Origin of the sequence: Deinococcus humi, from assembly GCF_014201875.1 — a bacterium.
In the GTDB taxonomy this organism is placed as follows: Bacteria; Deinococcota; Deinococci; order Deinococcales; family Deinococcaceae; genus Deinococcus; species Deinococcus humi.
On sequence record NZ_JACHFL010000002.1, the window covers coordinates 525,387 to 540,868 of the forward strand.

Here is a 15,482-nt window from a genome sequence, read left to right on the forward strand (position 1 = left end):
GCGGGGGTGACCCCATCGCCCAGACAGCCCCCTGCCCCTGCTCCCGTCCGGCGCTAGCCTGCCCGCATGAGTCCCGACGGCCTGCCCGAAACGTTCGACGTCCTCGTCCATCCGGTCTCCGGCCTGAGCGGCGAGCTGCGTGCCCAACCCAGCAAAAATTACACCACGCGGTACCTGCTGGCGGCAGCGCTCGCGGAGGGTGAGACACGCGTGGTGGGCATTGCCACCAGCGAGGACGCCGGGGCCATGCTGCGCTGCCTGGAGGACTGGGGTGCGGACGTGACGCTGGTGGGTGACGACGCCGTGATCCGGGGTTTCGGCGCTTCTCCCCGCGCGGGCGTGACCCTTAACCCCGGCAACGCGGGCGCGGTGGCCCGCTTCCTGATGGGCGTGGCGGGGCTGACCACAGATACCACCCTGGTCACCGATTACCCCGATTCGCTGGGCAAGCGTCCCCAGGGCGATCTGCTTGACGCCCTGGAACGCCTGGGCGCACGCGTGAGTAGCGCCGGGGGACGACTGCCGCTTGCCATCTCCGGTCCCGTTCAGGGCGGCACCGTGGAGGTCAGCGCCGAGCGGTCCAGCCAGTACGCCAGCGCCCTGCTGTTCCTGGGGCCGCTGCTGCCCCGTGGGCTGGAGCTGCGCCTGACCGGGCAGATCAAGAGCCACGCCCCGCTGCGGCAGACCCTGGACACGCTGAGCGCCTTCGGGGTGGGGTTCAGCGCCAGCGAGGACCTCACTCGCGTGGCCATTCCCGGCGGGCAGGCGTACCGGGCGGGGCGCGTCTCTGTCCCCGGCGACTATCCCGGCTCGGCGGCCATTCTGGTGGCGGCGGCGTTGCTGCCCGGCGAGGTCCGTCTGGGCAACCTGCGGGAAAACGACCTCCAGGGCGAACGGGAGGCGGTGGCCGTCCTGCGGGAGATGGGCGCGGACATCGTGCGCGAGGGGGACACACTCTTGGTGCGCGGGGGCCAACCGCTGCATGCGGTGACGCGCGACGGGGACGGCTTCACCGACGCGGTGCAGGCGCTCACGGCTGCTGCCGCTCTGGCAGAAGGCACCACCACCTGGGAGAACGTCTCCACCCTCCGGCTCAAGGAGTGCGACCGCATCAGCGATACCCGGCGTGAGTTGCAGGGACTGGGCATCGGCGCGGCGGAAACGGCGGACAGTCTGAGCGTCACCGGCGCCGGCCGAATCGCCGGAGGCGCCACCGCCAACGGACATGGCGATCACCGCATGATCATGCTGCTGACGCTGCTGGGCCTGCGGGCCGAGGCGCCCATTCGCATTACGGGCGCGCATCACATCCGCAAGAGTTACCCGCTGTTCTTCCGCCATCTGGAAGCGCTGGGTGCGAGGTTCGACTACCTGCCCACCGAGGGGCATTAGGAGCGTACCAGCGCAACAGGACCTGTCCCAGCCTTAAGCTGCCTGTCCTCACGTCCTCATCCCCGGATGCTCCACTGTCAGAATGAACAGAATGCTGTTGATCGGCACCCTGGCTCTGGCCTGTGCGGGTTGCGCTCAGACGAGTGCTGGGAATGAGGCCTCAAAGCCGCCGCTGGAAACCTCCGGTCTGACGGTGCCCGAAGGATTCAAGGTCACGCCCTACGCCGACGGCTTTCAGAAACCGCGCATGATGGTGGTGGCCGACAACGGGGACGTACTGCTCAGCGACACCTCGGCGGGTAGGGTTTACGTGTTGCCGGACCGCGACAAGAACGGACAGGCCGACAGCAAGGAACTGTTTGCCAGCGGCCTGAACCAGCCGCACGGCCTCGCCATTCATGGGGGCTACCTGTACGTCGCCAACACCGACAGCGTGGTGCGCTTCCCGTACAAGTCGGGTGACCTGAAGGCGGGTGCGGCGGCTGAAAAGCTCGTTGATCTGCCCAGCGGCGGCGGCCACTCCACCCGGACGGTCGTCTTCGGCCCGGACGACAAGATGTATGTGTCTGCCGGAAGCTCGTGCAACGTCTGTGAGGAAAGCGATCCGAAACGGGCCGCCATCTGGGTGTACGACGCCGACGGCAAGAACGGCAAGGAGTACGCCAGCGGCCTGCGAAACGCGGTGGGCATCGAGTGGTTTGATGGTCAGCTGTATTCCACCAACAACGGGCGAGACCAGCTGGGTGACGACATGCCGCCGGAAGGCTTTTACAAGGTGAACAGCGGCAATTTCTTTGGCTGGCCCTACTGCTATACCACCAAGGCCGGCGAAGCCCAGGTCTGGGACAAGGACTTCGGCAAGAAAAACGCCGATGTCTGCAAGGACGCCACCCCTGCCTTCGCCCTGACCACCGCGCATTCTGCTCCCCTGGGGCTGGCGTTCTACACCGGGAAAACCTTCCCCCAGACCTACGCTGGCCAGATGTTCGTGGCCTTGCACGGCAGCTGGAACCGCAGCGAGAAGAGTGGCTACAAGGTCATCACCGTCGATCCCAAGACTGGGAAGGTGGCCGATTTCCTGAGCGGTTTTCTGAAGGACGATAAGGCCAATGGACGCCCAGTGGATCCAGTGGTGGCCGCCGACGGCGCCATGCTCCTGAGCGACGACGGCGCCGGCAAAGTCTGGCGGATCCAGTACGTGGGGAAATAGCGCTCTACTTCACTCCAATGCGCCCCAGCAATGCCCTGAGGGTTCGCCGCTCTGTGACACTTAGGGCCGCCAGTAACCGTTCTTCATTGGCGAGATGCTGGGGCAAGAGACTGTCAATCAAAGTGCGGCCCGTTGCTGTCAGCCGGGCGCGGATGGCCCGGCGATCCGAGGTGTCGGGGAGTCGCTCAATCAGCTGCCGTGCACTCAGAGCGTCCACCCGTTTGGTTACAGCGGGTGGAGTGATTGCCATGAGGGCGCTCAGTTCACCCAGGGTCAGTCCCTCCGGGGGGGCCGAACGGCGCAACGTCGCCAGCACGTCGAAAGCCGAGGGCGTGAGGTCATGTCCGGCAAAAAAAGCCTCCAGCTCTGCCTGAAGCTGTCCCGACGTGCGCTGGACGGCGATCACGGTGAGCATCGGCTCCGGGTCCAGATCGGGCCGGGCTATGCGCCAGTCCTGTTCGATGCGGGACAGCAGCTTGGGGGTGGAGGCGTCTTTCATCCCCGATTCCGTTCCCGGTCGGCCGCCAATAGGCTCACCGCTCCCAGTAGCAATGCCGCGCTCAGCAGGCCCGCCACAGTGGGCGGCTGCGGGGTCTGTCCCAGCCAGCCCAGGCCGGTGATAACGGCCGCCCCCAACACCTGACCCAGCGTGGCCGCCACCGTGCTGGCCCCAGCCCCCAGCCGCGCGCCCACGGTCAGGGTCAGGCTGACATACGTCACACCCAGGAGGCCGCCCAGCAGTGTCCACAACTCCGGCCAGGCCGTGGGACGCGCGCCGTCCAGCCCCAGCGCCCACAGCGAGAGCAGCAGCCCCGCTCCCACCCCGAAATTGACCAGGGTGGCCGCCAGCGGCGACGCCAGCAGGGCGGCCAGCCGCAGATTGAAGGCCAGTCCTGCCGACAGCCCGATCCCTGCGCCGACAGTGGCCATCAGGGCCACCAGACTCATGCCAGCCCCCACAGCCGCAGGCCCAGCGCCGCCAGCACCAGCACGGCCGCCAGGGTACGCGCCCGGTTCAGCCGCCTGCGCGGCAGACCCAGCGCGCCAAAATGGTCCAGCGCCAGTGCGGTCAGCACCTGCGCGGCAATGACCAGCGTTGTTGCCAGGGCCGCGCCCAGCAAGCGGGTCAGGACGACGCTGCCCACCACGTAAGCACTGCCGACCGCCCCGCCCAGCCACACCCAGCGCGGGGCCACCCCAGCCGACGTCCAGGTGGGTCTCACCTGTACGATCGCCAGCACCAGCCCCAATGCCACCGCTCCGACGAGATACGAGGTGCCTGCCGTCAGCGTCACAGACTTCAGTTCACCTGCCAACGCGCTGTTCACGGCAAATTGCATGGGCAACAGACTGCCCGCTGCCACAGCTAACAGGAGAAAAGGGGCACGTCCAGATTCAAGAGCCATACAAAAATAGTACACCGGTAAAATGTTTATAGGTGAAGTAGGCATGATCGCCTAGTGCCGATGCGCTTTGGGCTGAGGGTGCCCTGTCTGCGGCATGTGCTGTAAATGCCGTGAGCGGTCTGGGTGCCTCATCAATTTAGAAGCAGGGGCCGTTTCAGCGTTTCGCTTTGGCATGGGAATGACGTGCATCCAGCGACATACCCTGGGCAGGGCATCAATGCGGGGCTGACCTGGGGTCCGCCTCGGCTACCCCGGGCAGTCGCAGTCACCGTTGCCTAACCCCTTACGCCTTTTGCCGGATGCAACCCCTCACCCCGATGTTGCGTAATAAGGAGCATGACCGATGGCAAGCCCGGCCCGCTGACCCCACCCGAAACTTCCCTGAGCGCGCCGGAGGCCGTCAAGAACGTGGCCCCGGTGGACGCGCCGGAAATGGTGCCGCTTTCGAACGAGGACCGCGCCCGTCTGGATGGCATGGCCCGCGCCTTCGCGGTGGACGTACTGAATGCTGGAGCGCACACGCCGGAATTCAAACGCAAACTCGACGCCGTGCATGACCTGGGTCTGCCCGAACAGCGCGCGGCGGCGCAGACCAGCAACCGCATGCTGGACCGCCCCCTGCGCGCCACCCGCAGCGGGGCACTGGCCGAGGGCAGCGAGATTCTCAACAGCCTGACGGACCTGCGGCGCACTGTGGAGGACCTGGACCCCAGCCGCGCCCCCACGCCCCGCCGCCTGTTCGGCATCCTGCCGGGGGCTAAAAAAGTCCAGAGTGCGATGGACAAATATCAAAGTGCCCAGTCGCACCTGAACGGCATTCTGGAAGCGCTGTACCGCGGCCAGGACGAGCTGAGGCGTGACAACGCCACCATTGAAACCGAGAAGCTGCATCTGTGGGAGACCATGCAGAAGCTGCGGCAGTACGCTCACGTCGGCAAGGCAGTGGACGCGGCCCTGACCGAGCGGCTGTCTGAACTGGCGCAGACCGACCCCGAAAAGGCCCGCATGGTCAGTGAGGAATTGCTGTTCGCAGTACGTCAGCGCGTGACCGATCTGCTGACCCAGCTGGCGGTGAGCATCCAGGGCTACCTCGCCCTTGATCTGGTGCGGCGCAACAATCTGGAACTGATCAAGGGGGTGGACCGCGCCACCACCACCACGGTCAGTGCCCTCAAGACCGCGCTGATGGTCTCGCAGGCGCTGGGGACGCAGGGCGCCGTGCTGGGACAGATCACGGCCATCAACGACACGACCGGCAAGATGATCGGCAGCACGGCCAGCCTGCTCAAGCAGCAGTCCACTGAGATTCAGCGTCAGGCGGGCAGCGCCACCGTGGACCCACAGATCATTCAGGGGGCTTTCCGGGACGTGTACGGTGCACTGGACGCCATCAGCGCCTACCGCCAGCAGGCGCTGGAGCGCTTCAGCGAGACCATGCAGGTGCTGGATAAGGAGGTGGCCCAGGCCCAGACGTATCTGGACCGCGAACGCCAGCAGGTGGCGCGTGAGGTGGCCCAGGGCCTGAATGTGAGCAAAGAGGGTGAGCTGAAGCTCTGAACACCCGACAAGTCTTGCTGGTCAGTCTGGCCGCAAGGCCGGAGAATCGGCGTCATCTCGGGGGCAACCGCGTGTCTGTTCAGGAAGCCGCTCTCCAGCAGTGGGCTGGAGTGGTGGATGACAACCTGCTGTACGTCCCGTTGATCATTTCTGATGCAATGTGACGCTGAGGTCCTGGCGATCCTCGGCCCGTCAGCACGGTTTCTGACGACTGGGGCAACCTGCACGGTCTACACAGACGGCCAGCGGGTACTGAGGATGACCACCTCTGTAGAGGCGCGCTTCTTTTTGCAGGCCGAGATCATGCGGGCACTGACCCGGGCTGGCGTGCCAGTTCCAGAAATTCTGGACGTGGGGCGGCTGCCAGATGGACGAACGTTCAGTCTGGAAACCTTCGTGGCCGGTGACGGTGGAGGGCCGTCGGTGGCAGGTTGGGCTGATCTGGGCCGAACATTGAAGGCACTGCATACGCTCCCGCACAGTGGATCTGGCCTCCTGCGGGAGGGAACGGAGAGGTTTCGGGGGACAGCCAGGGATGCGGCAACTGGCCTCCTCACCCGCCTGAAGACCTGGCCCTTTGATGGACGTCCGCTGGAAGCCCAGCCGCTGATCCAGCACGCGCCGGACCTCACCGCAGCCATAACTGCGCTGGAACCAGAGCTGTGGCAGGTGGCTAAACTGCCGTCCGCTGTCTGTCATACCGATCTGCACGGCGGGCAGTTTCGCTGGCAGGGAGGCCGCCTTGCGGCGCTGCTGGACTTTGGGGACGCTGCCATCGGGCCGCCTGATTGGGATCTTGCCAGCGCGGCCTATTTCAATGGCTGGTGCGCGGCGGAGCAGATCGCCCACGGGGCTAGCCTGCGCTGTGACCCTCCGGTAGCGCTGTTCGGCCTGTTCCTCGCCTTTCACCGTGCGGGCCGCGCCGCGGAGCAAGGCGGGCCACGGCGGATCGCAGAAGCTGTCGCCTTCGCCCGGAGCTGCCTGAATCGGCTGCCTTGAACACCCCAGCCCTGGGGCAGGGAGACGCAAGCGCGTTAATGGCCTGATCAAGGGAGGACTGACCGCTCAGGCGCTGCTTGGCGTTCCCATGCTGGATCAGGACTGGACACTGGAGGGCGGCCTCTGGCTCCCCTGTCTTTCGGGCTGCTGACCTAAACCGGGGCGCGGGGCCTGGGGGACGGCTCCCGTATGCTGCACCCCATGACCGCGCCTGCCACCGTTCCCGATCCGCTGAACACGGCGACACTGACCATCACCTGCCCGGACCGCGGCGGCATCGTGGCTTCCGTGTCGCAATTCCTACACAACCACGGTGCGAACATCATCCACAGCGACCAGCACAGCACCGATCCAGCGGGCGGTACGTTTTTTATGCGGATGGAATTCTATCTGGACGGCCTGGATCTGAGCCGCAATGGCCTCGAGCGGGCCTTTTCCACGGTAGTGGCCCGTCCCTTCGAGATGGACTGGACGCTGGCCTACCGCGCCGAGCCGAAGCGCATGGCGATTCTGGTCAGCCGCTATGACCACTGTTTTCTGGACCTGTTATGGCGCAAACGCCGGGGCGAGCTGAACGTGACGATTCCCCTGATCATCAGCAACCACGAGGACCTGCGCCGGGACGCGGAGATGTTCGACATCCCATTCCACGTCGTTCCTGTGAATAAGGACAACAAGGCCGAGGCCGAGGCCGAACAGGTTCGGCTGCTGCGTGACGCTGACGCCGAATTCACTGTGCTGGCCCGTTATATGCAGATCCTGTCGGGGGATTTCCTGCACGGCTACGGGCGGCCCGTGATCAACATCCACCACAGCTTCCTGCCCGCCTTTGTCGGCGCGAATCCCTACCGCGCCGCCTTTAACCGCGGCGTCAAGCTGATCGGAGCCACCAGTCACTACGTCACCGAGGAACTGGATGCCGGACCGATCATCGCGCAGGACGTGATTCCCGTGACCCACCGCGAAACGCCCGACACCCTGATGCGCCTGGGCCGCGACGTGGAACGGCAGGTGCTGGCCCGCGCCGTCAAGGCCCACGTGGAGGACCGTGTGCTGGTTCACGGCAACAAGACCGTGGTCTTCTGAAAGCTGCGAGATACACGAAAAAGACCGTGCTCATCAACTCTCAGCCTTTGCCTTTGACCCGGCGCTAGGCACACCGTAGGCTGGGCGCATGGCAACGCTGTACGTGATTCTGCTCACGCTCCACAACATCAACCGCTGGCTGGTCCTGCTGGCCGGGATGTGGACCCTTTTTCGAGGTTTTTCTGGTCTCAGTTCGGGACGGGCCTATACCGCTGCGGATCGTCGCCCGGTGGTGGCTTTCGTGGGCACGGTCAGCCTGCAACTGGTGCTGGGGCTATTGCTGTTCGGTTTCATGGGCGCGCAGAACATGCCGGTCTTTGCCGGCGCACGGTCCAGCTTCCAGTGGGAACACCTGGGTCTGGGCGTGCTGGCCGCCGTTTTTGCCACCCTTGCCTCCGCGCTGAGCAAGCGGGCCACGGGCAATCCGGCCAGGTTCCGTGCCATGACCATCTGGACCGTGCTGAGCCTGGTCGTGGCGCTGGCGGGCATTCCGTGGTGGAGGCCGCTGCTGCGTTTCTTCAATCTGTAGTGGAGTCCTATAGGCGAGCATGAATGGGATGGGTCACCGCCGCTATTCGATGGTCTAAGTGCTGCCCCGTGGCCTGGCCCCCTCCAGTCGCCGCGGTACCAGTCGGCGCAGTATGACGATCAATTCTGGATCCATGAATTCATAGTCGTCAGGAAGGCCCAGCGTCAGGATGCGCTCATCGGGCAGCGCCCCCTTGAAGCGCTGACACAAGATGTCGCGGTGACGTTTTTCCATGCATACAGCCACATCAGCCCACTCCAGAAGGTCACGGCTGACGGGCGTCTCGGCATCCCGGTTGGTGCCTGCTGAGGCCACCTCCCAGCCGGGCGTGTCGCGGAAAATCGCCTCAGCGGTGGGGCTCCGCAATTTGTTCTGGGCACAGACGAACACCACGCGCAGGGGCCGGGTCATGGCAGGACCCGGACGTAATGTTCCACTGTCGGGAACGGATCGTAGAAGTGGTGCAAAAGTGAGCGCCACTCTCCATATTCCGGGCTGCCGCGAAAGCCCTCGGTGTGGTCTTCCAGCCTCTCCCACCACACCAGCAGGGCGTATTTGTGGTCATCTTCCAGGCAGCGTTGTAACTCGTGGCGTAGGTAACCGTTCATGCCGGCGATGATACGCTGCGCCCCAGCAAAGGCGACCTCAAACTCGGCGGTCTGGCCGGGGCGGATGCGCAGCAGGGCAATTTCGTGGATCATGCCTTCGGCCTCATTGCTGACGGTGTGAGGCCAGTCAATGTCACCAACCCCCACCTAATCCTCCCCTGAACCCGCCTGACAAAGGAGGAATACCGGGACCCACCCCGTCGGCCCTTAAATCCGCCCTGGTGCAAACTCGCCCTGACGCCGCTCGGCGCCTAAGCCCGCCACAATCATGTTCTGGACGCGAATCCAGGCGCGGGCGCTGGCCTCCACCACGTCGGTGGCGACGCCCAGGCCGTGCAGCAGCGTTTCGCCGTGGCGGGCGCTGACACTGACCTCGCCCAGCGCGTCACCGCCCTGGGTGACGGCCTGGATGCGGTAGCTTTCCAGCGTGGGCGAGAGCCCGGTAATCTTGTTGATGGCCTGGAAGGCGGCCTCCACCGGCCCGTCGCCGTGGGCCGTAGCGTCCACCGGGCCGTCGGGGGTTTGCAGACGCACAAAGGCCACCGGAGTCATGTTCATGCCGCTGGTGATCTGAAAACCTTCCAGGCTGAAGGTCTGCGGCACGTCGCTGCGGGAGTCCACCAGCGCGCGCAGATCATCGGAGAAGATCTGGCCCTTGCGGTCCGCCAGGTCCTTGAAACGGCCAAACAGATGCTGCACCTTGTCGTCGGGCATGTCGGCGTACCCCAGATCGGTCAGCGCCTTGCGAAAGGCGGCCCGGCCCGAGTGCTTGCCCATGACCAGCACGGCGGCCTCGCGCCCCACCAGCTCGGCGTTCATGATCTCATAGGTCTCGCGGGCCTTCAAGACGCCGTCCTGATGGATGCCCGATTCATGCGCAAAAGCGTTGTCGCCAACAATGGCTTTGTTGGGCTGCACCGGCATGCCGCTCAGGCGGCTGATCAGTCTGGAGGAGCGGTACAGCTCGCGGGTCTGGATGCCAGTTCGGTACCCGTAGTGATCGGCACGGGTATGAAAGGCCATCACGATCTCTTCCAGACTGGCGTTTCCGGCCCGCTCGCCGATGCCGTTGATGGTGCATTCGATCTGGCGCGCGCCGCCCTCGACTGCGGCAATCGAGTTCGCCACGGCCATGCCCAGATCGTCGTGACAGTGGCTGCTCAGGATGACGTGGGCGGGCAATGCGGCCTTCAGGTACGCGAACAGCTCCCGCATCTCGTCGGGGGTGGTGTAGCCCACGGTGTCGGGCACATTGACGGTGGTGGCTCCCGCTTCCACTGCCGCCTTAAAAATCCGGCTCAGGAAGGTCCAGTCGCTGCGGGTGGCGTCTTCGGCGCTGAATTCCACATCGTCCACGAAGGAACGGGCCAGCGTCACGGCCTGCACGGCGCGTTCCACCACAGCGTCCGGTTCTAGGTTCAGCTTCTTCGCCATGTGAATGGGGCTGGTGGCGATAAAGGTGTGGATGCGGGGCTTCTCGGCGGCTTCCACGGCCCGCGCCGCCGCCTCGATATCTGCCCGCCCGGCCCGCGCCAGCCCTGCGATGATCGGTCCACGCACCTCACGGGCGATCCGTGACACGCCTTCCAGATCGCCGGGGCTAGCGATGGGAAAGCCTGCCTCGATCACATCCACGCCCAGCCGCGCCAGCTGGTGAGCGATCTCCAGCTTCTGAGCGTGGTTCAGGGCCACGCCGGGGGACTGCTCGCCGTCGCGCAGGGTAGTGTCGAAGATGCGGATGCGGTCTGTGCTTTGTGGCTGATTGTTCTGCGGCTGGGACATGGTCTCTCCTGTGGGGGGCTGAGGCGCGAGTTGAGCGTGGGCAGGCACGAAAAATCCCCCGAAGGGAACTCCTCCGGGGGATCGGGCGGCCACAACCTTCTTGAGCCGTTCACTCCACCGGAGGACGGATAAGAAGGAGGCCAAAGCGGATCATGGCTGGACTGTAACGGATGCGGGGGCTCAGGGGCAAGGGGAGTCGTCTAGCCCCCTGGCCCGTCCGGAAATGCCATTGGTCCGGACGGGGTGGGGCCGTCGCCCCTTCGATCAGTGCTCCGTCTGCGAACGGGAGTCTGTGCCTCCCAGAGCGTCCATGAATTCCAGCGCGTACCGCACGCCCGTCTCAAAGTCACGGCGCAAGACATTTTCATTGGGGGCGTGGACACGACCCGCCACGTTGCCGATGCCCAGGGCAATCACGGGGGCGCCGACATATTCCATGAAGGGGTGCATCGGGCCGCTGCCGCCGCTGCTGGGGTTCAGGATGGCGTCCTGGCCGTAGACCTCTCTGGCCACCCCCACGGCGGTCTGCACGAAGGGATCGTTCAGATCGCTACGGGCGGGGTGCTGGTGGCTTTCCAGCTCGACGATTTCCACATCCTGGAGATTCTGGGCGTCCAGATGGGCGCGCAGCAGTTCCACAATCTTGTCAGGATGCTGATCCGGTACCAGGCGGAAGTCGAGTTTGACGAAGCCCTCGGCGGGCAGCACGGTCTTGCTCCCGCCGTCGCCGTAGCCGCCGTGAAAACCGTTCACGTTCAGCACGGGCATCAGGTTCAGGCGGGTATGGTGGTCCTCGGGCGTTCCCAGCGGACGGGTGACCTCGTAGGCGCTGTACAGCGCCTCGCCGTGGCCGGGCAGCCGGGCGATGGCTGCCAGATCGGCTTCACTGGGCGGACGCACGTCGTCGTGAAAGCCGGGAATGGTGACGCGCCCGCCTTCGTCGCGCAGGCTGGCCACTGCTTTCGCTAGTCGCCACAGCGGATTGTCCACCACGGCCCCGGTGCTGCTGTGCAGATCGCTGGCGGCCACCCGGCAGCGCAGTTCCAGGCACACAATGCCTTTCAGGCCCGCGTACAGGATGGGCCGGCCCTCGGGGGTCACGCTTCCGAACTCCCACCACACGCCGTCGGCCTTCAATTCGGCGGCGTGGTCTTTCACAAAGGCTTCCAGGCTGGGGCTGCCCACCTCCTCCTCGCCCTCCAGCAGCCACTTGACTTTCAGGGGCAGGCGGCCGCCGTGCCGTTCGCGCAGCGCCCGCAGGCCCGCCAGCCGCGAAACGAATTCGCCCTTGTCATCCGATGCACCGCGCCCATACAGGCGGCCGTCGCGTTCGGTCAGCTCGAAGGGGGGTGTGTCCCACAGGTTCAGCGGGTCTTCCGGCTGCACGTCGTAATGATTGTAGATCAGCAGCGTGAACGGGCCGTCCCCGGCCTCGGCCACCAGCACCGGGGCCACCTGACCGGGGTAGCGAGCCACCGTGAAGCCCTCGGCCTCCAGCAGCGTGGTCACGGCGGCTGCCGTCTCCGGCAGCATGCGGCCCTGGGCGGAGACACTTTGCATCGCCACCAGATCACGCAAGTCAGCCAGACCGCGTTCGATGTGGGCGGAAAGATCCGGAGTGTCGGTTGTGGTCATGCTACCAATCTACTTCTCGAAGCCGTGTGGGTGCTCCCTGTGCCAGTTCCAGGCGGTCTGCACGATCTCCTGCAAGTCGGTGAACTGCGGCGTGAAGCCCAGCTCCTGCACAATTTTCGTGGCGTCGGCCACCAGCCGGGGTGGATCGCCTGCGCGGCGGGGGGCGATCTCGCGCTCCAGCGGTGTGCCCACCACGGCGTCGACTGCGTCCAAGACCTGCTTGACGCTGAAGCCGTGGCCCAGGCCGACATTGTATGTGGCGGCCTCGGTCTTCCCGGCATGCAGCGACTCCACGGCCAGCACGTGCGCGTCGGCCAGGTCCTGCACATGCACGTAATCACGGATGCAGGTGCCGTCCGGTGTGTCGTAATCCTCGCCGAAAATCAGCATCTTCTCGCGCTGGCCCAGAGCGGTCATGCACGCGAGTTCGATCAGGTGGCTCTGGCTGCGGTGAGCCTCGCCAATGTCCCCGCCAGGGGCCGCGCCGCACACGTTGAAGTACCGCAACACCACGTAGGGCAGGCCGTGCGCAGTGTGAAAGGCGTGAATCATGCGCTCGGTCATCAACTTGGTCTCGCCGTATACGCTCTCAGGTTGCATGGCGGCGTTCTCGGGAATGGGCACGGCGTCGGTGGTGCCGTAGACGGCGGCAGTGCTGGAAAACACCAGCGGCACCTTGCGGGTCTCCACGATGGCCTGCAACAGGTTCAGGCTGCCCACCACATTGTTGCGGTAGTAGCGGGCCGGAGCGCGCATGCTCTCGCCCACCTCGATCATCGCGGCGAAGTGGATGATGGCGTCGGGCTGATGGTCTTCCAGCGCAGCCCTGACGCTGGGAAGGTCCAGCAGGTCCGCCCTGACCAGCTCCACGTCTCCCGGCAACGCCTCGGCGTGCCCGCTGGAGAGGTTGTCCAGCACCACCACGCTGTGTCCCGCTGCCCGCAACTGCCGGACTGTGTGTGAGCCGATGTAGCCCGCGCCGCCGACCACCAGAAGTTTCATTGCCGTTCAGGGTAGCAGGCAGAGTCCACACGGGTGTCCACTCGCCGTCCCGGAGAACGGTTTCCAAAAGAAATGAAAGCGGGCGGATGAGTCGATGTCATCCGCCCGCCTTCCGTCTGGTTCTCTCGTTCAGTTCATGACGCGGCGCGCACCGTTGTAACGGCTGGCCCAGTACGCATTGGCGAACAGCGGCTCGATGATGGTGCGGCCCTTGTAGCTGTTGGCGTTGGCCATCATGCCGTCGCCCACGTACAGGCCCACGTGGCTGGCGACGCGGCCCATGGTGTTGAAGAACACCAGATCGCCCGCCCGCAGATCGCGCCGGTTGACCGCACGGCCCGTGTTCCACTGCCCGGCCGCGGTGCGCGGAAGGCTGATCCCCATGTTCCTGAACACGCTCTGGGTAAAGCCGGAGCAGTCCAGGCCGTTTCTGCCGCTGCCGCCCAGCGCGTACCGCACGCCCAGGAAGCGGGCGGCGGCGGTCCGCACGTAAGCGCCGCCAGTGTTGGTGGCGGCGGGCGCGGCATTGCGGACGGGTGCGTTGACGGCCGCCCCACCGAGGTTGAGCTTCTGACCCACCTGGATGGTGCTGCTGTTCAGGCCATTGAGGCGCATCAGCGTGCCGGCATCCGTTCCCGTAGCGCGCGCAATGGCGGACAGGGTGTCACCGCTCTTGACGGTGTAGGTGGAGGCCATAGCAGCAGTGCTGGTCAGGGCGGCGAAAACGAGAGGGAACAGGAGGCGGGAGTAATTCATCGACTTCAGAAGTTTAGCGCAGCTTTATTTATTCGCTCTTAATTCTCGAACTTAAACGCTCTGGTTATGCGCCTATACGTTCTTTATGCGCCGCAGGCCCGCGTGAACAGAATGAAAAATTGGCCTCTGGCTCAATCTTCTCAGAGTTGAGCTCATTTTTTGAGAGGTAGTGAAAGTGGCGTCAGTCACAGCCCAAACATCCTTATCCATTTTGGGTGTATCTCATTTTACTCATCTCTCAAATTGACGCAGGATTCTGAATGGGGATCTGCGCGCAGGCCATGGGCGGTTTTCACAGGTCTTCTGCGAAGCGCCGCCTATACTCAGTGACAGGGAACAGCCGTCTGCCCCGAAAGCCCATCGATCAGACACCTGATCTGGAGGACCGATGAAGGAACCCATGACCACCGATCAGCTCCTGCAAGGTCTGAAGCATTACCGCCGGATCGCCCGCCAGGACATGCTGCGCGCGCCAGAGACCCCGTGGCCGGAAGCGTTCTTGAAACACGCCGAATGCCGCCGCGAGGTGTACGTGGCTCTGGGCACCTACGCCGAAACGCACGCTCCCGACGACGTGATCGCCCACGCCCTGACCCTGTACGAGGCCATCCCGTTTTCCACCGGCACACCCGAGCACGAGCACCCGGACCTGAAAGGCCGTGAGAATGCGCTGGAGAACTTCTTCCTGCTGGTGGGCGTGGACCCCAAGACCCGCCGAGAGGCTCGCAGCCGCCGCCCCAAATTGAGTGCTGCTGGGGAAGTCGCGGCTGGAAGCTGACGCCGCCCGGCTTGCTGCCCTGCAGGCGCTGGAACGACGGAGTATGGGTTGTATCGCCTGCCGCCTTCGCCCCGGCTGCACGGGCGTGGTGGTGGCCGAGGGTAATCCGGCGGCCCGTCTGGTGATCGTCGGGGAGGGGCCGGGGCGCGAGGAAGACCGGGTGGGACGGCCTTTCGTGGGAGAGGGCGGAGCGTTGCTGGACCGCATCCTGGCCTCCGCAGGCATCGGCCGGGATGAGGCGTACCTCACCAACACCGTCAGGTGTCGCCCGCCTGCGGACCGCCCGCCCCGCCCCGACGAGATTGGAACCTGCACGGCGCTGTGGCTGGACGCTCAACTGGCCCTGTTGCGCCCGCGCGTAATCCTGAGTTTGGGCAACACGGCCACCCAGCATCTGCTGAGGACGCGGCGCGGCGTCGCCAGCCTGCGCGGCCAGTGGTTTGGTCTTAATTACGACGCTGCTCCGGGCGAGGCGGAACAGGCGCTGCTGATGCCGATGTTTCATCCCGCTTACCTGCTGCGCAATCCCGCGCGGACTCCCGGCACTCCCAAGGCCCTGACCTGGCGCGACATCCGCGAGGTGGCCGCCGTGTTGCACGGCGAGAAGCAGCCGGAGCATGTGGCCCAGCTGGTGCCGCTCGACATGGACGGTCAACCTGGATTGTTCTGACCCGGATTCCGCTCCTTGCTGGCACAGGTCGGGAGAACTCGGAGGTGTCCACTTCACGCCGGATTCCGTTGA

General features: G+C 65.1%; 17 protein-coding genes. 8 read left to right on the forward strand and 9 right to left on the reverse strand.

Annotation, left to right across the window (positions count from 1 at the left end):
* The first annotated feature begins 66 nt into the window (after positions 1-66).
* A complete protein-coding gene (gene aroA, locus HNQ08_RS06200; protein ID WP_184128531.1) occupies positions 67-1,392 on the forward strand; it encodes a 3-phosphoshikimate 1-carboxyvinyltransferase in 1,326 nt (441 codons plus the stop codon).
* 82 nt (positions 1,393-1,474) lie between these two features.
* A complete protein-coding gene (locus tag HNQ08_RS06205; RefSeq protein ID WP_184128534.1) occupies positions 1,475-2,602 on the forward strand; it encodes a PQQ-dependent sugar dehydrogenase in 1,128 nt (375 codons plus the stop codon).
* A gap of 4 nt (positions 2,603-2,606) precedes the next feature.
* On the opposite strand, the gene HNQ08_RS06210 is transcribed toward HNQ08_RS06205, so the two are convergent.
* From HNQ08_RS06210 to HNQ08_RS06220, 3 genes are read right to left on the reverse strand one after another with little or no spacing between them, the layout of a single operon-like run.
* Entirely contained in the window at positions 2,607-3,101 is a 495-nt protein-coding gene (locus HNQ08_RS06210; protein ID WP_184128537.1) for a MarR family winged helix-turn-helix transcriptional regulator, read from the reverse strand.
* Entirely contained in the window at positions 3,098-3,550 is a 453-nt protein-coding gene (locus HNQ08_RS06215; protein WP_184128539.1) for a DMT family transporter, read from the reverse strand. The genes HNQ08_RS06210 and HNQ08_RS06215 overlap by 4 nt, the downstream gene beginning before the upstream one ends.
* The gene (locus HNQ08_RS06220; protein ID WP_184128542.1) at positions 3,547-4,008 is read right to left on the reverse strand and encodes a DMT family transporter; all 462 of its coding nucleotides are present in this window, start codon (positions 4,006-4,008) and stop codon (positions 3,547-3,549) included. Before HNQ08_RS06220 ends, HNQ08_RS06215 begins: the two co-directional genes overlap by 4 nt.
* 336 nt (positions 4,009-4,344) lie before the next feature.
* Here HNQ08_RS06220 and HNQ08_RS06225 point away from each other — a divergent pair, with 336 nt between their 5' ends.
* The 4 genes from HNQ08_RS06225 (at position 4,345) to HNQ08_RS06240 (ending at position 8,179) form a co-directional block, all read left to right on the forward strand.
* Positions 4,345-5,565: a toxic anion resistance protein gene (locus HNQ08_RS06225; protein ID WP_184128544.1), complete on the forward strand. Its 1,221-nt coding sequence runs from the start codon at positions 4,345-4,347 to the stop codon at positions 5,563-5,565.
* A 153-nt stretch (positions 5,566-5,718) separates the two neighbouring features.
* On the forward strand, positions 5,719-6,564 hold the full coding sequence (locus HNQ08_RS06230) for a phosphotransferase family protein (RefSeq protein WP_268239997.1): 846 nt from the start codon (positions 5,719-5,721) through the stop codon (positions 6,562-6,564).
* A 201-nt stretch (positions 6,565-6,765) separates the two neighbouring features.
* On the forward strand, positions 6,766-7,650 hold the full coding sequence (gene purU / locus HNQ08_RS06235; RefSeq protein ID WP_184128547.1) for a formyltetrahydrofolate deformylase: 885 nt from the start codon (positions 6,766-6,768) through the stop codon (positions 7,648-7,650).
* Between the two features lie 88 nt (positions 7,651-7,738).
* Positions 7,739-8,179 (forward strand): hypothetical protein, encoded by a 441-nt coding sequence (locus HNQ08_RS06240; RefSeq protein ID WP_184128549.1) that lies wholly within the window; start codon positions 7,739-7,741, stop codon positions 8,177-8,179.
* Between the two features lie 54 nt (positions 8,180-8,233).
* Here the strand turns inward: HNQ08_RS06240 and HNQ08_RS06245 are convergent, their stop codons facing one another.
* From HNQ08_RS06245 to HNQ08_RS06270, 6 genes are all read right to left on the reverse strand, one after another.
* The gene (locus HNQ08_RS06245; RefSeq protein WP_184128551.1) at positions 8,234-8,590 is read right to left on the reverse strand and encodes a low molecular weight protein tyrosine phosphatase family protein; all 357 of its coding nucleotides are present in this window, start codon (positions 8,588-8,590) and stop codon (positions 8,234-8,236) included.
* Positions 8,587-8,880, reverse strand: a complete 294-nt coding sequence (locus tag HNQ08_RS06250) for an antibiotic biosynthesis monooxygenase family protein (RefSeq protein ID WP_184128554.1) — start codon at positions 8,878-8,880, stop codon at positions 8,587-8,589. Before HNQ08_RS06250 ends, HNQ08_RS06245 begins: the two co-directional genes overlap by 4 nt.
* Positions 8,881-8,994: 114 nt before the next feature.
* Positions 8,995-10,569 (reverse strand): 2-isopropylmalate synthase, encoded by a 1,575-nt coding sequence (locus tag HNQ08_RS06255; protein WP_184128557.1) that lies wholly within the window; start codon positions 10,567-10,569, stop codon positions 8,995-8,997.
* Between the two features lie 264 nt (positions 10,570-10,833).
* Complete coding sequence (locus HNQ08_RS06260; protein ID WP_184128560.1) at positions 10,834-12,204, reverse strand: M20/M25/M40 family metallo-hydrolase; 1,371 nt, start codon at positions 12,202-12,204, stop codon at positions 10,834-10,836.
* A gap of 9 nt (positions 12,205-12,213) precedes the next feature.
* Entirely contained in the window at positions 12,214-13,206 is a 993-nt protein-coding gene (gene galE, locus HNQ08_RS06265) for a UDP-glucose 4-epimerase GalE (protein WP_184128563.1), read from the reverse strand.
* Between the two features lie 129 nt (positions 13,207-13,335).
* Positions 13,336-13,962 (reverse strand): C40 family peptidase, encoded by a 627-nt coding sequence (locus HNQ08_RS06270; protein WP_184128566.1) that lies wholly within the window; start codon positions 13,960-13,962, stop codon positions 13,336-13,338.
* 388 nt (positions 13,963-14,350) lie between these two features.
* Here HNQ08_RS06270 and HNQ08_RS06275 point away from each other — a divergent pair, with 388 nt between their 5' ends.
* On the forward strand, positions 14,351-14,740 hold the full coding sequence (locus HNQ08_RS06275; protein ID WP_184128568.1) for a hypothetical protein: 390 nt from the start codon (positions 14,351-14,353) through the stop codon (positions 14,738-14,740).
* Positions 14,709-15,410 (forward strand): uracil-DNA glycosylase, encoded by a 702-nt coding sequence (locus tag HNQ08_RS06280; protein WP_425321335.1) that lies wholly within the window; start codon positions 14,709-14,711, stop codon positions 15,408-15,410. Before HNQ08_RS06275 ends, HNQ08_RS06280 begins: the two co-directional genes overlap by 32 nt.
* Positions 15,411-15,482 lie beyond the last annotated feature (72 nt).